Annotated in this window: 16 protein-coding genes and 2 tRNA genes; 15 read left to right on the top strand and 3 right to left on the bottom strand. The window is 44.6% G+C overall.

Translation table 11 applies throughout. From position 1 onward, the window contains the following. Positions 1-43 precede the first annotated feature (43 nt). Positions 44-697, bottom strand: coding sequence for a TraX family protein (locus VXK30_RS07005; RefSeq protein ID WP_275714043.1), 654 nt, complete (start codon positions 695-697; stop codon positions 44-46). A 245-nt stretch (positions 698-942) separates the two neighbouring features. Between VXK30_RS07005 and nth the strand changes: the two genes are divergently transcribed. The 10 genes from nth (at position 943) to VXK30_RS06955 (ending at position 12590) form a co-directional block, all read left to right on the top strand. Further along, complete coding sequence (gene nth / locus VXK30_RS07000; RefSeq protein WP_275714041.1) at positions 943-1596, top strand: endonuclease III; 654 nt, start codon at positions 943-945, stop codon at positions 1594-1596. Positions 1597-1683: 87 nt separating this feature from the next. After that, complete coding sequence (locus VXK30_RS06995) at positions 1684-2091, top strand: bacteriohemerythrin (protein WP_275714039.1); 408 nt, start codon at positions 1684-1686, stop codon at positions 2089-2091. 111 nt (positions 2092-2202) lie between these two features. After that, positions 2203-2279: transfer RNA gene (locus tag VXK30_RS06990), tRNA-Ala, on the top strand. A gap of 44 nt (positions 2280-2323) precedes the next feature. After that, a tRNA-Ala gene (locus VXK30_RS06985) sits at positions 2324-2399 on the top strand. A 458-nt stretch (positions 2400-2857) separates the two neighbouring features. Then, complete coding sequence (locus tag VXK30_RS06980) at positions 2858-3490, top strand: DUF6088 family protein (protein WP_275714037.1); 633 nt, start codon at positions 2858-2860, stop codon at positions 3488-3490. Between the two features lie 110 nt (positions 3491-3600). Continuing rightward, positions 3601-6609 carry an HsdM family class I SAM-dependent methyltransferase gene (locus tag VXK30_RS06975; protein WP_275714035.1) on the top strand — a complete coding sequence of 1003 codons (3009 nt, stop codon included), beginning with the start codon at positions 3601-3603 and terminating at the stop codon, positions 6607-6609. Beyond that, entirely contained in the window at positions 6602-7261 is a 660-nt protein-coding gene (locus VXK30_RS06970) for a hypothetical protein (protein ID WP_275714033.1), read from the top strand. Before VXK30_RS06975 ends, VXK30_RS06970 begins: the two co-directional genes overlap by 8 nt. Before the next feature lie 18 nt (positions 7262-7279). Then, on the top strand, positions 7280-9253 hold the full coding sequence (locus tag VXK30_RS06965) for a site-specific DNA-methyltransferase (protein WP_275714031.1): 1974 nt from the start codon (positions 7280-7282) through the stop codon (positions 9251-9253). Between the two features lie 16 nt (positions 9254-9269). Then, a complete protein-coding gene (locus VXK30_RS06960; RefSeq protein WP_275714029.1) occupies positions 9270-12230 on the top strand; it encodes a type III restriction-modification system endonuclease in 2961 nt (986 codons plus the stop codon). An 81-nt stretch (positions 12231-12311) separates the two neighbouring features. Continuing rightward, the gene (locus tag VXK30_RS06955; RefSeq protein WP_180345891.1) at positions 12312-12590 is read left to right on the top strand and encodes a hypothetical protein; all 279 of its coding nucleotides are present in this window, start codon (positions 12312-12314) and stop codon (positions 12588-12590) included. A gap of 144 nt (positions 12591-12734) precedes the next feature. Here VXK30_RS06955 and VXK30_RS06950 read toward each other — a convergent pair whose 3' ends face one another. Beyond that, positions 12735-12986, bottom strand: coding sequence for a helix-turn-helix domain-containing protein (locus VXK30_RS06950; RefSeq protein WP_275714025.1), 252 nt, complete (start codon positions 12984-12986; stop codon positions 12735-12737). A gap of 135 nt (positions 12987-13121) precedes the next feature. Between VXK30_RS06950 and VXK30_RS06945 the strand changes: the two genes are divergently transcribed. Continuing rightward, the gene (locus tag VXK30_RS06945) at positions 13122-14126 is read left to right on the top strand and encodes a GGDEF domain-containing protein (RefSeq protein WP_275714023.1); all 1005 of its coding nucleotides are present in this window, start codon (positions 13122-13124) and stop codon (positions 14124-14126) included. Positions 14127-14215: 89 nt separating this feature from the next. After that, positions 14216-14476, top strand: a complete 261-nt coding sequence (locus VXK30_RS06940; protein WP_275714021.1) for a hypothetical protein — start codon at positions 14216-14218, stop codon at positions 14474-14476. 97 nt (positions 14477-14573) lie between these two features. Here the strand turns inward: VXK30_RS06940 and VXK30_RS06935 are convergent, their stop codons facing one another. Beyond that, entirely contained in the window at positions 14574-14750 is a 177-nt protein-coding gene (locus tag VXK30_RS06935) for a hypothetical protein (protein WP_275714019.1), read from the bottom strand. 64 nt (positions 14751-14814) lie between these two features. On the opposite strand from VXK30_RS06935, the gene VXK30_RS06930 reads away from it, so the two are divergent. The 3 genes from VXK30_RS06930 to VXK30_RS06920 all read left to right on the top strand — a co-directional run bounded on the left by VXK30_RS06930 (position 14815) and on the right by VXK30_RS06920 (position 16607). Beyond that, positions 14815-15153: a hypothetical protein gene (locus tag VXK30_RS06930; protein WP_275714017.1), complete on the top strand. Its 339-nt coding sequence runs from the start codon at positions 14815-14817 to the stop codon at positions 15151-15153. Between the two features lie 363 nt (positions 15154-15516). Further along, entirely contained in the window at positions 15517-15840 is a 324-nt protein-coding gene (locus tag VXK30_RS06925) for a helix-turn-helix domain-containing protein (RefSeq protein WP_275714015.1), read from the top strand. Between the two features lie 260 nt (positions 15841-16100). Beyond that, the gene (locus tag VXK30_RS06920; RefSeq protein WP_275714013.1) at positions 16101-16607 is read left to right on the top strand and encodes a hypothetical protein; all 507 of its coding nucleotides are present in this window, start codon (positions 16101-16103) and stop codon (positions 16605-16607) included. Positions 16608-16712 lie beyond the last annotated feature (105 nt).

The raw sequence follows: 16712 nt of genomic DNA, 5'->3' as shown, positions 1-16712 counted from the left end.
CCTTTCCCAGAGTATTTTATTGTTCATTATACACTTTCGTGTGTTAAAACGCAACCTTATGCACTAAATACAGGATCAGCAGATGCACCGGGTAAAAAGCATAAAAGAAATATTTCCAGTTCCATTTTCCCCTTTTCCCGTTGTAAGCGAGAATCGGAAACCCCGCCAGCGCGGCATAGAGCTTGATCGGACCGGTCAGCAGGCTGTAGCCGGTATTAAAAACGGTAAAAATCAGCACGCCCCTCGTCCTGTAATTTTTAAAGCAGTAAAAGATGATAATCAGGACCACGCCGAACCAGCCGTAATCCGTATGCAGCACTTCGGCAAGCAGCGCGCAGGCGACAGCAAGGAGTACCGCCGGGGCCGGCCGGGCGATGAGGTAAGTGTGAAGGATCGCAATTGCCGCAAGGCCCAAAAAAAGCGTAAAAAATACATTCTGGCTCTGCGGGTAATACACCGTTCCGTGAAACGCCAGATCGTACGGAACTTCGGAAATCAGCGAAAAGAAAAAAAGGCGCGTCAGATAGCGCTTAATACTGGAGGTGTAAAGGAGTCCCTCCGAGATAAAAAAGCAGAAAAGCGGAAAGGAAAGCCGCCCGATGATGCGGAAAAGCGGAACGGACGGGAAAAAGATCGCGCCGACGTGATCGATCAGCATGGTAATCACTGCCAGCATTTTCAGCTGCGACCTGCTCATATTCTCTCCGCCTTCCCCGATTACAGCATTTCCAGTTGGTTCTGCAACAAGGTTATGTTCCTCCCCCGCCAAAGGCGGGGGAGGAACATGTTTTATCTTGCAAACTGAAATGGAATTGCTATAAGATTCATTTATAACATGATATTGGATAATCCTGTCCTTGTCAACTTGTACTTTTGCGATATTTCATATAAAATGAAAGAGAATCAGGCATCGTGACGATCACGAAACAGGAGGGATTCATCATGACAAAAAAACAGCGTGCCGCTCTGGCGGTGGAAGCGCTAAAAAAAGAATACCCGGGGGCTGTCTGCTCCCTGACCTATACCAACCCGCTGCAGCTTTTAATCGCGACCCGGCTGTCCGCACAGTGTACCGACGCGCGGGTCAACCTTGTGACGCCCGCGCTGTTCGCGCGCTTCCCGACCCTTCAGGCCTTTACGGAAGGCACTGTGGAGGAAATCGAGGAACTGATTCATTCCTGCGGGCTTTATAAGACAAAGGCGCGCGACATCTTCGCCATGTGCCGGATGCTGAAGGAGGAATACAGCGGCGTGGTGCCGGACAGCATTGAGGAGCTTACCCGTTTGCCGGGCGTGGGCAGAAAAACCGCCAATCTGGTTGTCGGGGACATCTACCACAAACCCGCCGTGGTTACCGATACGCACTGTATCCGCATCTGCGGGAAAATCGGCCTCAGCGAGGGCAAAGAGCCCTTCAAGGTGGAAAAGCAGCTGCGTTCCATCCTTCCGCCGGAGGAATCCAACGATTTCTGTCACCGGCTTGTCCTGCACGGCCGGGCAGTGTGCACCGCGCGCAGTCCGAAATGTGAGCTGTGCTGCATGAAAGAATTCTGCAAATACGCCCTCTCCATGGCAAAAACATCCTCTAAAAAATAGTTTCAAGGAAGTATTGAACGAAGGCCGCAAAAACTATATAATAATGGAAGAAGATAGCAAATTTTGCAGAAGGGCGGTATGTTTTTTATGGCTATGGGATGGACGGAGGATTTATCCGTAGGAGTAGACATAATCGATCAGCAGCACAAGATTTGGTTTGAAAAGGCAAACCAGCTGTTTGACGCCGGCAAAAACGGCAAGGCGAAAGAATTCATCGCACAAATGCTGGATTTCCTGGATGAATACACAAAGATGCATTTTCGCGACGAGGAAAAATACATGCTCAGTATTCATTACCCCGAATACGGAACGCAAAAGGAGCTTCACACCAACTTTATCGCGGAGCTGGCGAAGCTGAAAGCCGAATACGCCAGGTCCGGCGGAAATATCGCCGTGATTATCAACGCCAATCAAATGGTGATCAACTGGCTGATTCAGCATATCTCCACACAGGACAAAAAAATAGGCCAATACGTAAGGAGCCATAAAGCCTGAAATCAGGTTTCAGGCCATTTTCAGCACGCTTGATTGGAAATAAGATCAAATAAAGTTAAAAATAACAGTTGAAATCGTCCCGCCAACATGATATAATAGCTTTCGTTGTGGGGGCGTAGCTCAGCTGGGAGAGCGTACGGTTCGCATCCGTAAGGTCGAGAGTTGTTCGTAAAACCACATCGGGCTCAATGCCATCAAAACAGCAACCTGTCTTTTTAATAAAATTTCATATGGGCTTGTAGCTCAGCTGGGAGAGCGCCGCGTTCGCAACGCGGAGGTCGACGGTTCGATCCCGTTCAGGTCCACCAAAGCCGCTAAATCTTATGATTTGGCGGCTTTTTCGTAATTTTATGAATTTTGTGAGAAGCAAAACAAGTAAGGCCGCACAGCTTTGGAAACTGTGTGGCCTTACTTGTTTCAGGGCGTTCTAAAGGGATAATAGCACTTCTGTCGGCGTAAGTGTTTTCATAATAGAACCCAAGAATTTCGTTGAAACTGGTAAGCATCCATTGCGATAAGCACTATTTTTGCGGCGCAACTCCGCGCAAGAGCAGTGCCTTAATTTTTGATTCATGATACCAGTTTTCTCCAAAAAATATAGGCGGATGGCACCTTCAGAATGACTTCCCCTATCTCGCTGTGTATTTAGAGAATCATCCATGCTGCTGTGGATCGTTATAAAACAATATTTTTATAAGCGTGTATTTTACTCTTGTTTTCTCGTTATAAATAAGATATAATTTTTATAACGAAATGAGGTGAGGCCATGGGCCGTCCCAACCATCTGGAGCAGGTCCGCAAGCGGGTCAAGGCAGCCGAAGCTGATTCCGTCTTTATTCCCTCCGACTTTTTTGATATTGCCGAAGCCGTTAAAGTGAACACATGTTTAAACCGGTTGGTTGAGAGCGGCGAACTGCACCGCATGATGCGTGGTGTATTTACTAAGCCTCGATACAGCGAGCTGCTGCATGCCAACATCCCACCGAGTCCTGATAAAATTGCAAAGGCGATTGCCCGAAATTACGGATGGACGATTATCCCCTGCGGCGATACAGCACTTAATATGCAGGGAATCTCAACGCAGGTTCCGGCCGTCTGGATATATGTAAGCGATGGCCCATATAAAAACTATGATGCCAGTGGTGTAATGCTGAAATTCAAACACACGGACAACAAAAATGAGATCATTGAGGTTTCTTATCAGACAGCCCTTATCATTCAGGCACTGAAAGCTTTGGGTAAAGACAACATCACAATAAAAGATATTCGCATCCTCTCAAAGAGACTAACAGACGACGAAAAGAAACAAATGCTTGTTGAAAGTAAGCGAATTACCGCGTGGGTATACGAATGCATCAAGCAAATTTGTGCGGAGGACAGCCATGAAGCAAATTTCTAATTTAACCAGAGCGCAGCGGCAGAAGCTCTAATCGTCGCCGTGCGGAAAATGAAATTAAACGGCAAATAATCTTGGCAAGATGGTGCTCAGAAGTTCGCAAGGAGATTATAATGAAATATTTTGAATATAATTTGGGAAGTATTTTTCAATCACTCGATATGAGCTACAGCAACGGCTTGACAGACGCGAATGATACGGATTTAACCGTTTTTCAACGGTACTTTTTTGCTCAGGCAAAAGAGAAACTTAATGTTGATGCTGTATACTTTTTGAGAGATGCCGAAGGTATTCCCAAAATCCCAATGATTTATTTTTCTGCCATGGATTCATATAATTCCGAAAGAATAGCTGAGCTTCATAGAATGGCTTGGAACATGGGAGAAGCCCCTTTATTGTTTATCGTTCTTCCAGATGAACTTCTTGTGTACAACAATTATACTCCCCCTGCACCAAGGAAGGAAGATGGGAGTTATAATAACGATGCAGGGATGTTTGCCAGAATCAAAAAAGTTAGTGATCTGGAAGAGCAGCGCCAGCAACTGCTTCAATTTCATCGTTCCCAGATAGAAACCGGAGAATTCTGGAAGCAAAATCAAACACGCTTTAATATTGATACGCGTGTTGACGTAACACTAATGGCAAATCTCCGTGCAATTCGGAAGCTACTGCTTAAAAGTATCGAAAAGAGAGATGTTGAGAAACAAATTGACGATCAGCTGCGGTGTGAAATTGTACATGGTTTGCTCGGGCGTTCTATATTGATTAAGTACTTGGAGGAAAGGACAGATTCTACTGGGAAAACTGTATTCCCAAATGACTTTTTTGGTAAATTCCTTCATGGAGCAAAAAAATACACCGATGTCTTAGCAGACAAGCAATCGACCTATATGCTTTTCGCTGAATTGGAAGAGCGATTTAATGGCGATATGTTTCCGTTAATTGAGAACGAAAAGGATGTTATTACTCAATCTGACCTAACCGAATTACAACAATTTCTTTTGGGCACAAGTGAACTTGCCAGTCAGCAAATGGTTATATGGCCGTTGTACTCGTTCAATGCCATTCCCATTCAATTAATTAGTAGCATTTATGAATTGTTTTTTCATCTTGCAGAGACAGACCCCGACAAGGAAAAAGGAACATACTACACGCCATATCATTTAGTTTCAATGCTTATGGATGAGGTCCTTCCTTGGGATGGTCCATACACACCTCAAAAGATTTTAGATCCCGCTTGTGGCTCAGGAATTTTTCTGGTGGAAGCATATAGGCGATTGGTTGCAAGATGGATATTCACCAATCAGCCAGAAAGCATCGGATCAAATGATCTAATCAACATTATGAAAGCATGCATTTTTGGTGTGGACAGCAATAAAGAGGCTATACGAATCGCTTCTTTCAGTCTCAGTTTAGCTATGTGCGATTTTCTCGAGCCACGGACCATTTGGGATTCTTTACAGTTTCCGCGGTTGCTGCACTATAATCTTTTTCATAATGATTTTTTCGATAGGGATTGCGAATTTGAGCAACGTGATTATGATATTGTCATCGGAAACCCGCCATGGGAAAGCAGACTATCTCCGGCTGCAAAGCAGTATATCAAAAACAACAAATTTAAAGTCAGTGACGAACAAATAGCGCAGGCGTTTACATGGAGGGCGGGGGATATTTGCCCAAAGGGCGTAATTTGCTTTCTGCTTCCAAGTAAAGGCTTCTTGTTTAATCGCTCAGTAAAGGCACAGCAATTCAGAACAGCATTTTTTGAAAAATACGATGTTTCCGTTATAATTAATTTCTCGGCTTTCAGATGGGTATTGTTTGAACATGCCGCAGGGCCAGCTGTTGGTGTAATATATCGAGTAAGCAATTTAGACAAATCTGATACTATTTTCTATTGCACACCAAAGCCATTATATACCATTGAAGATAAACGGCGATTTTTAATTGAGCCAACCAATATTTGCCGAATACCACGAGAGCTCATTTATGATGATCTAATATGGAGAATTGCTATGTGGGGCGGCCCGCGCGACATGGATTTGGTACATACCCTGCAGGCATCAGGTACTCCACTTCGAAAATTGCTTGATGAAAATGACATGGTATATGCAGAAGGATACAAAAAGGGAAACAAGAAAAAAACTTGCGATGCTTTTCTGGGCATGCCGATGCTTAACGCAAAGACTTTTTCTCCCGGAAAACACTTTCCTGACGCACTGCCAAAAATGACAGAAAGAAAGTTTGAATGCACAGTCGATACAAAACGCCAAATTTTTCAAAGTCCGCACCTAATAATCAAGCAAAGTCATAAGGGGTCAAGATTCCTCGCTGATGTATTAAGCTTTGATGCAGTGTTCAATCATAGCTTCCTGGGTGTACATGGAGATGAGCGCCTCTTAAAGTATTTTTGTTCGATTATTTCCTCAAAGGTGTTTGTCTACTACCAGATAATGACTAACCGCAAATGGCTCGTTGAACGAGATGAATCTGAAGTTGGAGACATTATCGATACGCCATTTCCCATGCCCACAACCGCCGCAGTTGATGAGGCGGTTAACCTGTTTGATCGTGTTATTGTTGGTAACGGTGATCTCTCGATCATAGATCAATTCGCGTATAGGCAGTATAAACTGCTGCCATATGAAATTTCCCTCATTGATGACGCAATAGACTATGTCTACGACTACTATAGCAAAAAAGGGAATTCCTCCGCATTGAGCCAGCCCGACAATGCCTTGTTGCAAAAATATTCTGTGTCACTGCAAGAGGTCATGCAGAACACATTGGGAAACCACTATTCATTCTCATGCTGTATATATCACGGGGATGCCCCTCTGATAATCGCGGTTCTTGATTTATCACCGACCTCAAATCCAAAGTTTTCGCTTAATCGCAATAGCGAGGAGATGGATGTGCTTTTGCATAAACTTGATCGGCAATTATTGGAAGATCGATCTGGAAGCGTCTTTGTAAAGAGAAATGTACGGGTATACAATAAAGACAGTATCTATATTGTTAAACCAAATCAATCGAGATACTGGAACTTTTCGGCAGCTTGTAGAGATGCTGATGAAATATATGCTGATGTAATGAGGGCGTGGAGGGGTGAAAATGAGTAGTATTCGCAATATCACTGCGTCCAATCCAATGCCCGTAGATTTGGCTAAGAGACTGGGCAAGGGAGGGATTGCCGAACTTCTTTCAGTTATGTGGCAAGGGTATGATGATTTGCATGATGCCAGCATCATTACGAAAGAGATGAACGAAAATGCCATTACGGAAGAATGGTTTCTCCGTGTAAATGAAATATGGCATCAGGAAAATCGGGCAGCAAGAGTATCAATCCACTTATCCCCGATAACCCAATTGGGGGATGACACGATGGCAAAGCCTCGTGGGCAATCGCCGGCAATTGATTTTTGTTTTCGTGCGTGGAATAAAAATGATGGGTATTTTGGAGCAGAATGTAAAAACCTATATGATCATGACCCAAAGCATATAAAGCGCTACGTTGAAACAGGCGTGTGCAACTATACCAGCGGGAGATATGGATCGAAGTCATCCGTTTCTTCTTTAGTGGGTTATGTTCTCACGGGAAAAATACCAGAGATTGTTGATGAGTTGAAGCAAGAGATTGCAAAGACTAAACCACGTTTGAATATTAGCCGTGAAATAGGAAGCCGAGATGTTCAATACAAGTCCAGTCATATCAGGGATTCCGATGGAAAACAGATCACCATTCATCATCTGCTTTTCAATTTTGTCGCTTGAAGTCCTGGAGGAAAAGAAATGATTAAAGATATTATCGCCGCGAATGACAGCGTTACGCCTAATAGCCGTGAGATGGCTGTTTTGAAAGAGTACTTCCCTTCCTGTTTCCACACGGACGGCAGTTTTGATTTGGAACGGTTCAAGGAATTTTTGGACGACAAGCTCACTGTCACCGGTGAGGGTTATGAGCTCAAGTTTCTCGGCAAAAACTATGCCCGTTTACTGGCATCTGTGGACACAACCACAGTCACCGTACCTGATGAGGAACATAACAAGAAGCCGGAGAATGCTAACAGTCAGAATATCTATATCAGCGGTGACAATCTGGACGGATTGAAGCATATGATGAAATCATACATAAGGCAGATTAAGTGCATCTACATAGACCCACCGTATAATACTGGTAAAGATGATTTCGCATATGCGGATAGCTTCAACTTTACAGTTGATGAGCTATCAGAAAAACTAAGTATAAGCGAAGAACAAGCGCAGCGGATAATTGATTTAACAAAGCGTGGCTCGGCATCTCATTCAGCCTGGTTAATGTTCATGTATCCTCGGCTCCAATTAGCACGGGATTTACTTAAAAATGATGGCGTGATTTTTATATCTATTGATGATAATGAAATTGCCAATCTTCGCCTAATTTGTGATGATATCTTCGGCGAAGAAAATCACATTGGTACAATAATTTGGAACAATGTAACAGATAATAATCCGACAAATATTGCTGTTGAGCATGAATACATTGTAGCCTATTCAAAGAGCCGAGAATCCCTTGAGCCTATTTGGAAGTCCTCAATAGATGACTTAAAAATGATCTTGCTGGACAAAGAAGCAGAATTGCTTTCCCTTCCTTTTGATTCCGAAGCGGGTTTACAAGATGCTTATACTGCATGGTATTCTGAACATAAGGCTCAGCTTGGGAAACTTGAGGGATACAAGTTTATCGACAAAGGTGGCATCTACGCTGGCAGTAGAAGCGTACACAACCCTGGAAAACAAGGCTATTATTATGACGTCATACATCCCGTCACAAAAAAAGCGTGTATGCCTCCGCTGATGGGATACCGTTTCCCTCAAGAGTCTATGCAAAAGTTGGTTGACGAAGATCGAATAATATACGGCGAGGACGAAAAGAAAATTATTGAAATAAAGCAATATGTTAGGGAATATACTGATAAACTCTCAAGCGTGATATCTATGGATGGACGATCTGGAGCTAATGTCATAAGGGCTCTCTTCGATAATCAAAACGTATTTAAAAATCCAAAGGCCCCAGCTATTCTCGAGAAATTGCTATCATTTGCAATGAGCGATTCGGATACCGTTGTTGATTTTTTTGCTGGCTCATCGACAACAGCTCACGCAATTATGAATCTTAATAGTACCGATGAGGGAAATAGACATTATATTTTGGTACAACTAAAAGAGCCCAATAAGCCAGGCAGTGAAGCACTGAATGCGGGCTATGCCACGATTGACCAGATTGGCATGGAGCGAATTATCCGTGCCGCTAAGAAGATCCGTGAGGAACATCCAGACACTACGGCAGATCTCGGTTTCCGCCACTATACTCTTTCTGAGCCCTCCGAGGATACGCTGGACAAGCTGGAAGATTTCTCTCCAGAGGATAACGGCATGTATGTGGGAAACACTGTTCTGGATGATTTTGGGAAGCCGACCGTTCTTGCAACATGGCTTGTCCGGGATGGCTATGGGTTTACCGCATCCGTGGAGCAATTGAACTTCGCTGGATACACGGGATACTACATAGGAAAACATTTGTATCTCATCGACGAAAAATTGTCCGATTCGGCGATTGAGGCCATTGTAGTGAAATATGAGACGGATGGGGACTTTAACCCCGAAAATGTCGTTCTGTTCGGGTATAGCTTTACATGGACAGAGCTTGAAAGTTTGAAAACAAATTTAAAGCGGCTGAAAGATGAGGAGAAGAATCTCCGCATTAACTTTGACGTCCGTTATTGACGGGAGGACATGACTTATGGAGCTAATCCTCCAACAGGCGCTACCGCATCAGCAAAAAGCGGTCGATGCTATCTGTGCTGCACTGGACGGCGTACAGATTACCGCGCCCAAACAGTTTTATGAAAATCCGCATATCATGCTTACTGATCCTCGCCTTGCCGAAAATGTGCGGGAATTACAAAATGCCGTTCCTCCGGAGTATCGCAGCAATACGCCTATCGGCAATTGCCTAAATCTCGATATTAAAATGGAGACGGGCACTGGAAAAACATATGTATACACCAAGGTCATGTTTGAACTGCACAAACGGTATGGAATTAATAAATTCATCATCGCTGTGCCGTCGCTTGCCATCAAAGCGGGAACCGCGCAATTTTTGCGGGATGAATATGCCCGTCGCCATTTTGCGGACGGCTGTGGGTATGGCACAGAGATCGAAGTTGGTATTCTGGAAGCACCTAAGAATAAGAAAAAGGGACGCAGCTATTTTCCAAGCGTAGTCAGTGATTTTGTTAAAGGTTCCTGCCAGGATACGAAAAAAATCCATGTGTTGCTTATGAATATGCAGTTGCTTGTCGTAAGAGCAAACGGAATGCTTAGCCGCGACGATTACGATTACGGAGCGGAAGGGTTCTATCGGCCGTTAGACGCTATTCGCGCAACAAGGCCTGTAGTCATCATAGACGAGCCGCATCGTTTTTCCCGCGATCAAAAAGCATTTAAAGTCATTACCGATGAGATATGCCCGCAAAGCATTATCCGCTTTGGTGCAACTTTTCCGGAAACCACTTCCGGGCGCGGAAAAAACAAAGTCACAGTAAAAGATTATCAAAATCTGCTTTATGATCTCAATGCTTGCGCATCATTCAACCAAAATCTGATCAAGGGCGTTGCAAAGGAACACTTTGAACCGGTTTCTAAGCGCGAAGAAAAGGTGAAAATTACATCTATTGCAAGCAAAGACTCTGTTACGTTCCAATATAAAAAACGTGATGAAGCTACAAAGTCATATACGCTCAAGACCAGTGGCTCACTGTCCATAATAAGCGATGCGTTTGAGGGAATAACGGTTTACGCGATAGGTAACACAAAGGTAGAATTTTCAAACGGTGTCATAAAATCAGTCGGCGAGGAACTGGATGTAGACATTTACATGACTTCCTATCAAGAGCAGATGATACGTCTGGCACTTGAGCGCCATTTTGAAACGGAGCGTGAAAATTTCTGTGGACGCACCTTCAAGATAAAAACGCTGGCTCTTTTCTTTATAGACGATATATCATCCTATCGCCCGGGTACAGACGGTAAAGAGCCATACCTTCGCTTGGCCTTTGAACGCCTGTTGAAAGAGCGCATTGAAGCCGTACTTGCCACACTCGATGATCATGATGCCGAATATCGAGCGTATTTGAAAGCGAGCCTCGCCGACATCTCCGCTTGCCACGCCGGATACTTTTCTCAGGACAACAGCGATTCCGATGAAGATGTTGCCAAAGAGGTCGACGAGATTCTAAACGGGAAAAAACAGCTTTTGTCTTTTAAGAATACAGACGGAAGCTATAATACGCTTCGATTTTTGTTCTCAAAATGGACATTAAAAGAGGGCTGGGATAATCCCAATGTATTTACGATAGCCAAACTCCGCTCCAGCGGCAGCGAGAATAGCAAACTGCAGGAGGTCGGACGTGGACTGCGCCTGCCTGTGGACGAAAACGGAAATCGCATATCTAATGAAGAATTCCAGCTTAATTATATTGTAGACTTCACTGAGGCCGACTTCGCACAGCGGCTTGTCAATCAGATAAATGGGGAGATTCCGCAAGCAATCACCATCAGCGAAGAAAAACTTCAACAGGTGGCAAAAAAGCTTGGGGTTTCTTCAGACAATTTATTTGATGCTTTGTATGCAAAAAAGCATTATATCGACAGGCATTATAATATCAAGCCGGAAACACGAGATGCGTTTCTTGCAGAATATCCTGACTTCTTTGCAGGACTTTCCACAGGCAAGGTCAAAGACCGCAACAAGGACAAGCCGCGTCCCATCAAAATTCGCAAAGCCGCATATAGTGAAATCAAGGAACTGTGGGAGAAAATTAACCAGCGCTATCTTTTGTTTTACGATGCAGACATAAACGAGGATATGAATGCTGTCATCCTCTCTATTCTTGAGCAGCCGGGAACGTTTACCGATATGGTTATACGCAGTGCAAGAGAACTCGTTAAGAGCGACGGAGATCAGATGGAAGCGGTAACGAGTACAGGAGTCCAATATACCGTGACCCGACCTATCCCATATGGCTTATTTCTTAAGCGCATTTCACAGAATACAAATGTTCCAGTAACTACGCTTCATAACGCCTTGTGTGAATATGTAAAAAGGCACGGACATATAGAACAAAAATTTTTTAATGATAATTCTGCAATTGAGTTCTGTTCAAGATTCCGAGATTGGAAAACCAAGCATTTACAAGGGCGATTCCACTATGCAAAGAGCAGAACTCCATGCGGTGCAACAGCGCTGACTTATGCTGATGGGACGCCGCGTACTGATATTGCACAGGGGCGTATTGGAACAAAAATAATTCCCGGTACACCAAGCGCAAAATATTTGTATGATGTCTATGCATATGATTCACCATTAGAAAAAGACAATATTACAGCAAATATTGAAGAAGTAGTCGTATTCGGAAAAATACCGCGTAGCAGTATTGCTATACCAACGATTACAGGTGAGATGTATAGTCCGGACTTCATGTATATCGTAAAACGTAAATCCGGCGAAAAAGAGCTCAATATTGTAGTTGAGACAAAGGATGTTGAGGGGAAGTCTTCCTTGCGTCCCATAGAAAATGCAAAAATTGAGTGTGCAAGGGTGTTCTTTGACATGCTATCAAGGGATGGATACACAGTATACTTCAGAGATCAATTGAACAATAAACAGATGGCGCAGATTATTAATGAAGTACTGACTTAATGTCAGGTACCCAGAGAATCTTTTTTATAGCTATTTTCTGAAACATATGCTTTTGTGTCTTGCTACAAGGAAGCGAGACACATGGACAGAGCCCTGAAAGTACTGTACGGCAAGCCTTTACACGCGGCCGAAGATGGCAGAATTGAAGCGAGCTGTGGAAGCAAATCGGACATTGCTGCGAGACAAGCTACCGTGGCAGAACGAAAGATCGTGCTGCGGATCGTAGATGATCTAAACATGATGGCGACCGATTTTTCTCTTGACAGCTTCATCTGCGGCTTCAAACTGTTATGCCAGATGGCAAACAAATTGAACAACACGTTAACAGGCGTTCAACGCCGGCGAAGCAAGCCGGGTTGAGCGCCTGTTCTGTATTGCGTAATAAAAACAGATTATAAAAAATGTGTGCACAGCCGACTTGATGACTCGCATACAACTTTGTCCGGCTTCCTCCGGCCACTCCTGTTTTTGAATCAATTTGGAATAGCGTCATACGTCTTGCATTCACTTGAACAGAAGTAATTGGCTCGGATCAACATCCAGAGCCTTCGCAATCTTGTAGATAGCAATGATGGACATGCCATAGGAAGATGTACTTTCAATATGACTGATCGTGGTATAGCTTAAATCTGCTTTTTCAGCAAGTTCATTTTGGCTGAGGCCCCGCTGCTTTCTGAAAAATTGAATTTTGAAACCGATATTTTTAAGAAATTGCTTTTCTTCCTCTGTGTATGATTTGCTGTTAATTGGGGGCACAGCAATCCCTCCAATCAGATAAAATCTTCTCTTATATTTTATCCAATAGAGAGTTGCAATCATACGCAGTATAGAGGTATAATATTGTAGTAATACTGCAAGTTATGACATAAATAATGAAAACAGGAGTACATCATGGCAGATCGTGAAATCCGGACAGAGCAGCAAGTGAAAGACAAGATAAAGGCTTTCAATAAGCAGAGGGCTGGATTGTCCATCGTGTTTATCATATTCATTGGCCTATTGATGTTTCTTCCGGCGGCTGAGGCGGAAGCGCTGCCTGTCCGACTGTCCGTGTTCTGCTCCGTCATTTTTTTACTATGCGGCGCGGCTTTCGTGATCTCATTCCGGGACTTGTTATTATTGCTCATCGTGACAACAGGCATCCCGGCGGTCTTGCTTGGCTTGGGCCAAATACGCTTTGAACTGTTTTTGATTCTTCTGCTGACCAATGTCGGGACAGTTTTCACCGCCAGCATAACAGGCAAGGCCATCATCCGTTCATTTACAAACGAGATTGAGAAAATAAACCGCCTAACAGCGGAAGCAACAACGGACGCCTTAACGCACCTTCTAAACCGCAACGGTTTGGAGCAGACGATAGGAATCGCCTGGGCTCTTTGTAAGCGGGATAAGAAGAAAGTCGGCGTCATCCTTGCGGATATTGATTATTTCAAAAGCTACAATGACACCTTGGGGCACCCGGAGGGCGACAATATCTTAAGGCAGGTGGCGGACAGCGTAAAAAGCTGCTTCAGGCGAGAAACGGACATTATAAGCAGAATCGGTGGAGATGAGTTCTTAATTTTTCTTTCGGAAGTAAACGATGATCGTATTTTGGAAATGGCGCAATCCCTTTCCTCATCCATTATCAATTTGAAAGTCACAACAGCCTCGGAAAACAATCCAGGCGATTTTTTATCTGTCAGCATAGGCGTTGCGACGAATACACCACAACCGGACGATTTGCTGGTCGATCTTTATAAAGCCGTGGATAAAGCGCTATACCGTGCCAAAAGAGCCGGAAGAAACTGCATCTCTTTTCACGATAAACTGATACAAATCGGGGTGCCCGTGGAGACATCATTTCCTGTAGGCGTATTATCGGCAAGCACGACCAGCGGGGATGCTGAAAACTGATAGGCTGCCGGAGCCGCAGCCTTTATTACGCGCAGAGATGTCTGATAAGCCGGCTATGCCAAATAAATTATAGTTGTGAGGTTGGAAGCGTGGGTAAGAAAAAGAGCGGAAGCAAAACAGCAAAGCGGATCGTAGCTGAAAACGCCATCAGGAAAATCGCCGAGCGTGACGGTGTTTCAACGGAATATGTAAGAAAGCAGATGCAGATCGCCATGCTGAATGGCTTGTGCAGCACCGATCCGAAGGTCAAGGCGTTTTGGGACGCTGTCCCATGCGAAAAAGATATACCCACGCCTGAAGAACTAATTCTATATATTTCCGAGATGGTAAGACGCAAGAAAATAAGCTGAGGATAGCGTTAAGGGAGCGGTCATTGCCGCTCCCTCTCTTGCACTTCAAGATTCTTCTATACAGCTGTCATTATCAATATGAATCTGCTTTGCGCAGCTAAGTTGACCATCCAGCCAAGACAAATAAATCCGCTTTGGCCTGCTCGTATGCCTGGCGATCTGCCCAGCTTTTCTTCTCCGCCTTATTCAACGCCTCCCAAGCGGAGCGGAACTGCTCCTGATGGGTATAGTTCTCCTCATAAAACTGCCGCAGCACCTCGTGCGGCTTCACCATGGCTCCGCCGTCCAGGCAATACTGGTGGCGGAGCTCTTTTTGCTTTTTATCCTTGGAAGTGAGATTGGCGACGATATCAAAGGTATTTGGTGTGCCGAGCCTCATCGGGACGCTGCTGACAAGCATCTATTATGTTATGATTTTATATCTCAACGACAATCAGATCACGCAAAGCGAGATAACCGCCGTGATGGTCGAACGGATGATGGCTTGTATTCGAACGCTTCCCATGGAAGAGCGGAGTTTGATTCGTGAACTGTTTTTCCGTAACGAAAGTGAGCGCCAGTTGTCGGCGGAAACCGGTATTCCGCAGATGACGCTTCACTACCGGAAAAGCAAAATCCTGAAGAAATTACGCAAGCTCTTGGAAAACCAACAACGCGGAGAGACAGCCGGGGTATGACAATTGTCGTGCCCCGGCTGTCTCTTTTGTACCAACTTGGTGCAAGTTTTTATCAGGCAGAGGAAGACAATAAGGAAATGCACCAACATGGCTCACTTTAAAACTCAAAGTATACCATGATGGCATAACTTTTTTTATGCTTAGCCAAACGTATACCATCATGGCTAACATTTCCGTTGGCCGCTGTCTTCTCCCAACTATAAAACAAATCTATTATCATCGTTATATCAAACAATTTTAGAATTCTGAAGCTATGTATATCTCTGAAATTTTTAAATTCCTGTAAAAAAATCCGCTCAACACTTCATTTGAACGGGAAAAGAAGTAGAGGGTTTTCTTTACAAAGTCAGGGGGTGTATTTCAATGAAATACGGAAATTTCTTTATGGTGAACAACGATGTGTTTCGGTACAAGCTGTCACCCATCGCTTTTTATGTCTATTGCTACCTGCTCCGATGTAACAGCCGTGAACGGGGATGCTATCCCAGCAAGCGCACCATTGCGGAAGCCTGCGGCATCGCAGTCAGTTCGGTGAGCAAAGCGCTGACGTTGCTGAAAGCTTGCGGCCTTATCAGTGTGCGCCACAATTTTGCGGACGGCAGGCAGATCAACAATACTTATGTATTTCAGGGAGTCGATTGCCTGGCGGACAGTCCCTTGGGTCACGATGAATCATCCCCCGTCTGACAGACGGATAGGAAACAACAAGAAGAATGGTAACCGCCCAATATAACAAGAGTTAACATCAGAAAGAAAAAAAGAGAATCCCCCACTGTTGCCACCTGTGTGCGGCTGTGTCGCGTTATTCGTACAAGGGTGGCATTGCTTCTCGCCGGGAGAGGAGCCGCCCCGCGTTGGGGCGGATGAAAGCCCAAAATTCTCTCAGGTGTCCTCTTGCACGAGAAAACGAGCACTTTTATTTTCTCTGATGATAATGGGGGTGAACCATGGGGTTGAAAATGATGCAGGTTAAAGGAGCGGGGTCGCTAACGCCTCCCGCTCCGGCTTACATCGCCCCGCAATGCGGGTCGAAGGGCATTTCTCAGCGGGGTCGGAAAATACCCCCTGGGGTCGGCTTCGGGGTCGTGGATCAAATGAATGCCCAACAAACTGCGGAAAATCAGGAAGTCCTGCGGGGCTGCGAGCGGGGTCAGGGCCCGTTTGTGGCGAAATCACGGCAGATGAGACATATATTGGAAGCCTGTCATGACGAGACGATAAGGAGGATGAAGTCAATGGATAAAAATCAATTTTTAGAAGCGCTGGATAGAGTCGACGGTGTGATTTTACCTGTGGAAAAAACCGCGCATACCGTAGAAGTTGATCAAGTGAATTTCTGCGTGATCAGTCACTTCTGCGGCTGGGAAACCATCGTCCCGAAGCTGGGCGAACTGATGATCGAAGATTTGAAACAGCCAGAAAAACCTGAGAATAAAAATACGGATTTGACTTGATGATTCAATAGCTTTGGGGCCGCAAGTGTGATATGTTGGACATACAGACAGGTTGCTGTTGCGAACAGGCGGCCCCGGCATACGGGGCAATATTGAGTCCGGGAA

This window comes from Caproiciproducens sp. CPB-2 (assembly GCF_036287215.1).
Classification (GTDB): Bacteria; Bacillota; Clostridia; order Oscillospirales; family Acutalibacteraceae; genus Caproiciproducens.
The sequence above is the reverse complement of the archived record's forward strand: the minus strand, read 5'-3'. Positions and strand labels throughout refer to the sequence as shown.

Coding starts and splice junctions, on each gene's coding strand:
- VXK30_RS07005 (WP_275714043.1), bottom strand. CDS start 697: ATGAGCAGGTCGCAGCTGAAAATGCTGGCAGTGATTACCATGCTGATC.
- nth (WP_275714041.1), top strand. CDS start 943: ATGACAAAAAAACAGCGTGCCGCTCTGGCGGTGGAAGCGCTAAAAAAA.
- VXK30_RS06995 (WP_275714039.1), top strand. CDS start 1,684: ATGGCTATGGGATGGACGGAGGATTTATCCGTAGGAGTAGACATAATC.
- VXK30_RS06980 (WP_275714037.1), top strand. CDS start 2,858: ATGGGCCGTCCCAACCATCTGGAGCAGGTCCGCAAGCGGGTCAAGGCA.
- VXK30_RS06975 (WP_275714035.1), top strand. CDS start 3,601: ATGAAATATTTTGAATATAATTTGGGAAGTATTTTTCAATCACTCGAT.
- VXK30_RS06970 (WP_275714033.1), top strand. CDS start 6,602: ATGAGTAGTATTCGCAATATCACTGCGTCCAATCCAATGCCCGTAGAT.
- VXK30_RS06965 (WP_275714031.1), top strand. CDS start 7,280: ATGATTAAAGATATTATCGCCGCGAATGACAGCGTTACGCCTAATAGC.
- VXK30_RS06960 (WP_275714029.1), top strand. CDS start 9,270: ATGGAGCTAATCCTCCAACAGGCGCTACCGCATCAGCAAAAAGCGGTC.
- VXK30_RS06955 (WP_180345891.1), top strand. CDS start 12,312: ATGGACAGAGCCCTGAAAGTACTGTACGGCAAGCCTTTACACGCGGCC.
- VXK30_RS06945 (WP_275714023.1), top strand. CDS start 13,122: ATGGCAGATCGTGAAATCCGGACAGAGCAGCAAGTGAAAGACAAGATA.
- VXK30_RS06935 (WP_275714019.1), bottom strand. CDS start 14,750: ATGGTGAAGCCGCACGAGGTGCTGCGGCAGTTTTATGAGGAGAACTAT.
- VXK30_RS06925 (WP_275714015.1), top strand. CDS start 15,517: ATGAAATACGGAAATTTCTTTATGGTGAACAACGATGTGTTTCGGTAC.
- VXK30_RS06920 (WP_275714013.1), top strand. CDS start 16,101: ATGGGGTTGAAAATGATGCAGGTTAAAGGAGCGGGGTCGCTAACGCCT.